The sequence below is a fragment of the Cellulomonas biazotea genome, assembly GCF_004306155.1.
Classification (GTDB): Bacteria; Actinomycetota; Actinomycetes; order Actinomycetales; family Cellulomonadaceae; genus Cellulomonas; species Cellulomonas biazotea.
On the sequence record NZ_BIMR01000264.1, the window covers coordinates 1 to 4,575 of the forward strand.

Below are 4,575 nucleotides of genomic sequence, written 5' to 3' on the forward strand. Positions count from 1 at the left end.
GCGCTCGCGACGCGCCTGGGCCGCGACCAGCTCGGCCCGGTCGAGCGCGCCGACCCGACGCAGCTGCGCGCCGCGCTCGGCACCCTGGCGCGCGGGCTCGTCGCCGGCGCGCGGCACCTCGTCGCCCGCCGCACGCCCGCGTACGCGCTCGGCATCATGGCGACCCACCGGTTCCTGTACGGCGCGACGTTCATCGCGAGCATCCTCATCGCCCGCAACCTGCTGTCGGACCCGACCGACGCCGCGGCGGGGCTGACGACGTTCGCGACGGTCCTCGCCGCGTCGGCCGTGGGCTTCGCGCTCGCCGTCGTCCTCACCCCGGTCCTGTCGCCCCGCACGGGGCCGCACACGTGGATCGTCCTGTGCCTGAGCCTCGCGGCGGTCAGCCAGACGCTGCTCGCGCTCACGGTGACCCGCACGGCCGTGCTCGTCGGGGCGGCCGCCCTGGGGCTCGCCGCGCAGGGCGCGAAGATCGCGGTCGACACGATCGTGCAGCGTGACACCGACGACGCGTTCCGCGGGCGCGCGTTCGCCCTGTACGACGTGCTCTACAACGCGGCGTTCGTCGGCGCCGCCGCGCTCGGCGCCGTGACCCTGCCCGACACCGGGTGGTCCCGCGGCCTGTTCGTCGCCCTCGCGTGCGGGTACGTCGCCGGGGCGGTCGTCTACGGGACGGCGACCGCGCGCACGGCCCGGCGTGCCGCCCCCGACCCGGCGGTCGTCGGATGACGGCCCTCGACGCGGGTGTCCCCGTCGACGCGCTGCTGCGGGCGCTCGTCGACGGCGACGTCGCGGCGTGCGTGACCGACCCGACCCGGCCCGACGACCCGATCGTCTGGGTGAACGCCGCGTTCGAGCGGCTCACCGGGTACCTCGGGGTCGACGTCGTGGGCCGCAACTGCCGCTTCCTGCAGGGCACCGGCACCGACCTCGCCGCCGTCGGGGCGCTGCGCACCGCCATCGACGCCGGCCGTCCCGCCGCCGTGCAGCTGCTCAACTACCGCCGCGACGGCACGCCGTTCTGGAACCAGCTCGTCGTCGCGCAGGTCCGCGACGACACCGGCCGCATCGTGCGGCGCGTCGCCGTGCAGACGGACGTCACCGCACGCGTCGACGCCGAGCAGGCCCGCGGGGACGGCCTGGGCGCGCAGGCCACGGCGCGGCTCGACCTGCTCGCGCGCGTCAGCGACGAGCTCGCGATGCACCTCGACTACCACGACGCGGTCAACGCCCTCGCGGACGCCGCGATCCCGCCCCTGGCCACGTGGGGGTTCGTCGCCGTCACCGACGAGGCCGGGCGGTTCGAGCACGTGCACGTCGCCGCGAGCGACGCTGCGGACGTCGCGCTCGCCGACAGCCTCGGCGCGCAGGACGTCGGCTGGTTGCAGCGCTCGCCCCGCACGCGCGAGACGCTGACGTCGCCGCCGGGGTACGTCGCCGAGCCGTTCCCCGTGGACGTCGACTCGCTCCCGGCCCGCACGACCCCGGAGCAGCTCGCCCTGCTGCAGCGCCTCGGCCTCGGCAGCGCCCTGCTCGTGCCGCTGCGGGCCCGCGAGCGCGTCCTCGGCGTCCTGTGCCTCGTGCACGAGAAGGAGGACGGCTTCACGCCCGGCACCGTCGTCACCGCCGCGCACCTGGGTCGTCGCGCGGGCCTGGCGCTCGAGAACGTCCGGCTGTTCCTCGCGCAGCGGACCGCGGCCCTCACGCTGCAGCACAGCCTGCTGCCGGAGATCCCGGACGTCGCGGGGCTCGACGTCGCGGCGTCGTACCTGCCGTCGGGGCGCCTCGCGGAGGTCGGCGGCGACTGGTTCGACGTGCTCCCGCTGCCCGACGGCACCGTCGGGCTCGCGGTCGGCGACGTCGTCGGGCACGACCTGCGGGCCGCGGCCGCGATGGGCCAGCTGCGCTCGCTGCTGCGGTCGTACGCGTGGGAGTCGGCCGCGCCCGGTGAGGTCCTCGGGCGGATCGACGGCGTCGTGCGCGGGCTCGACCTCGCCGACATCGCGACGTGCGTGTACGCCCGCTGGTCGAGCACCGACGACGGGGTCCGCCTCACCTATGCCCGGGCGGGGCACCCGCCGCCGATCCTGCGGCTGCCCGGCGGCGAGGTCGTGCGGCTCGACGCGGCCCTGCGGACCCCCATCGGCCTGACGGGTGTGCCGCTGCTGCCCGACGGTGTCGTCGACGTGCCGCCCGGGTCGACGCTCGTCCTCTACACCGACGGCCTGGTCGAGCGCCGTGACCGGCCGCTCGCCGACGGCCTGCACGCGCTCGAGCGCACCCTCGCGGCCGTCCCCGACGGCACGGGCTCGGCGGGGGTGCGCGACGCGCTGGTCGACGCGCTCGTCGGGGTGCACCAGGAGGACGACGTGTGCCTGCTCGTCGTCCGCGCCGCCTGACCCGCCGCGCCGTGCGCCGACCCCGTCAGTCGGTCGGGCGCGCCTGCCACCAGGCCAGCAGCTCCTCGCGTGCGACGTCCTCGCCGAGCGGCCCGCGCTCCATGCGCAGCTCCAGCAGGTGCTTGTACGCGGCGCCGACCTCGCGCCCGGGGCCGATGCCGAGGACGGCCATGATCTGCGAGCCGTCGAGGTCGGGGCGGATCGCGGCGAGCTCCTCCTGCTCCTGCAGCCGCGCGATGCGCACCTCCAGGTCGTCGTAGGCCGCCTTGAGCCGCGCGGCCTTGCGGACGTTGCGGGTCGTGCAGTCGGAGCGGGTCAACCGGTGCAGCCGCTCCAGCAGCGGGCCGGCGTCGGTCACGTAGCGGCGGACCGCGGAGTCCGTCCAGCCACCCTCGCCGTACCCGTGGAACCGCAGGTGCAGCTCGGTGAGGCGCGCGACGGCCTGCACGGTGGCCTTGTCGAACCGCAGCTCCTTGAGCCGCTTCGCGGCGAGCTTCGCGCCGACGACCTCGTGGTGGTGGAAGCTCACGCCGCCGCCCGCCTCGAACCGGCGGGTGCGGGGCTTGCCGATGTCGTGCAGCAGCGCCGCGAGGCGCAGCACCAGGTCCGGCCCGGGCACGGGGCCGTCCGGGCCGGTCTCCAGCGCGATCGCCTTGTCGAGGACCATGAGCGAGTGCTCGTAGACGTCCTTGTGGCGGTGGTGCTCGTCGATCTCCAGGCGCAGGGCCGGCAGCTCGGGCAGGACGTGGTCCGCGAGGCCCGTGTCGACCAGCACCTCGAGCCCGAGCCGCGGCTGCGCCGCCACCAGGAGCTTCGACAGCTCGTCGCGCACACGCTCGGCGGAGACGATCGTGATCCGCCCCGCCATGTCCTCGATCGCCGCGCGCGCGGCGGGGTCGACCGTGAACCCGAGCTGCGCCGCGAACCGGGCCGCCCGCATCATGCGCAGCGGGTCGTCGTCGAACGACTGCCGCGGGTCGACCGGGGTGCGCAGCACGCCGCGCGCGAGGTCCGCGAGGCCGTCGAACGGGTCGACGAACGACAGGTCGGGCAGGCGCACCGCCATCGCGTTGACCGTGAAGTCGCGCCGCGACAGGTCGCCCTCGAGCGAGTCGCCGAAGACGACCTCGGGCTTGCGGGACGTGGGGTCGTACGCGTCGGTGCGGTACGTCGTCACCTCGACGACGACGTCCTTCGTGCTGCCCTTGCGCCCGCCGGGCATGCGCCGCGCGCCGATCGTGCCGAACTCCCGGCCGATGTCCCAGTGCGCGTCGCCCCACCGCGCGAGGATCGCCTCGGTCTCGTCGGGCGTCGCCGACGTCGTGAAGTCGAGGTCCGCGCTCAGCCGGCCCAGGAACGCGTCGCGGACGGGCCCGCCGACGAGCGCGAGCTCGTGGCCCGCGGCGCGGAACAGCTCGCCCAGCTCGAGCGCGTCGCCCGAGAGCCCCGCGAGCACCCCGAGAGCGCGCCTGCGGAGGGTGACGAGCGCGGCGGAGGTGTCGGGCGAGGTCGCGGTGGGCGGGTCGACGGGCGGCACTCGTCCAAGCCTGCCAGATCGCGCCGTCGGCGGGCGCCGGGGGTGCGGTCCGCGCCGCCGCGCAGCCTCGCGCGCACGGGCCCTCCCGTGCGCACCGCGTGCGCGTCGCGTGCACGTCGCGTGCGCGGGAGGACAGGAGGTGGACGCCAGGTGCACGGAGCACGCACGACGCGGGACGGACGCTCCCGACGAGTCGTTACAGTGGCGGCATGTCGAGCCAGGCGCACCCCTCCCTCCCCGGAGGCGTGCCTGCGCCGCCGGGCGGGCACGCGCTGCGGATCGACCCCCGGCACAGCCCGGTCCGGCCCGTGCCGGCCCCCCTGCCGGTCGTCGACGAGACGTCCGCGGGCGGCATCGTCGTGCAGCAGCGCGACGGGGTGTACCAGGCGGCCGTGATCGCCCGCCGCAACCGCGCGGGCCGCCTCGAGTGGTGCCTGCCGAAGGGCCACCTCGAGGGCACCGAGACGCCCGAGCAGGCCGCCGTCCGGGAGATCGCCGAGGAGACCGGCATCACCGGCCACGTGCTGCGCCGCCTCGGCGTCATCGACTACTGGTTCAGCGGCGACGACCGCCGCGTGCACAAGGTCGTCCACCACTTCCTCCTGGGCGCCGTCGGCGGCTCCCTCACCGTCGAGGGCG

The 4,575-nt window shown here is 76.1% G+C and carries 4 protein-coding genes; 3 read left to right on the forward strand and 1 reads right to left on the reverse strand.

From position 1 onward, the window contains the following. Together CBZ_RS15810 and CBZ_RS15815 are read left to right on the forward strand one after the other, a co-directional pair. The coding region (locus CBZ_RS15810) for an MFS transporter (RefSeq protein ID WP_165446809.1) at nt 1–729 on the forward strand (729 nt) is incomplete at its 5' end. Continuing rightward, nucleotides 726–2,399, forward strand: a complete 1,674-nt coding sequence (locus CBZ_RS15815; protein ID WP_130782456.1) for a SpoIIE family protein phosphatase — start codon at nt 726–728, stop codon at nt 2,397–2,399. The genes CBZ_RS15810 and CBZ_RS15815, both read left to right, overlap by 4 nt. A gap of 25 nt (nt 2,400–2,424) precedes the next feature. Here CBZ_RS15815 and CBZ_RS15820 read toward each other — a convergent pair whose 3' ends face one another. After that, nucleotides 2,425–3,936 (reverse strand): CCA tRNA nucleotidyltransferase, encoded by a 1,512-nt coding sequence (locus tag CBZ_RS15820; RefSeq protein ID WP_130782457.1) that lies wholly within the window; start codon nt 3,934–3,936, stop codon nt 2,425–2,427. Between the two features lie 209 nt (nt 3,937–4,145). Here CBZ_RS15820 and CBZ_RS15825 point away from each other — a divergent pair. Next, nucleotides 4,146–4,575, forward strand: a 430-nt coding sequence (locus CBZ_RS15825) for an NUDIX hydrolase (RefSeq protein ID WP_130782458.1), incomplete at its 3' end; no start/stop codon positions are given.

Coding starts and splice junctions, on each gene's coding strand:
- CBZ_RS15815 (WP_130782456.1), top strand. CDS start 726: ATGACGGCCCTCGACGCGGGTGTCCCCGTCGACGCGCTGCTGCGGGCG.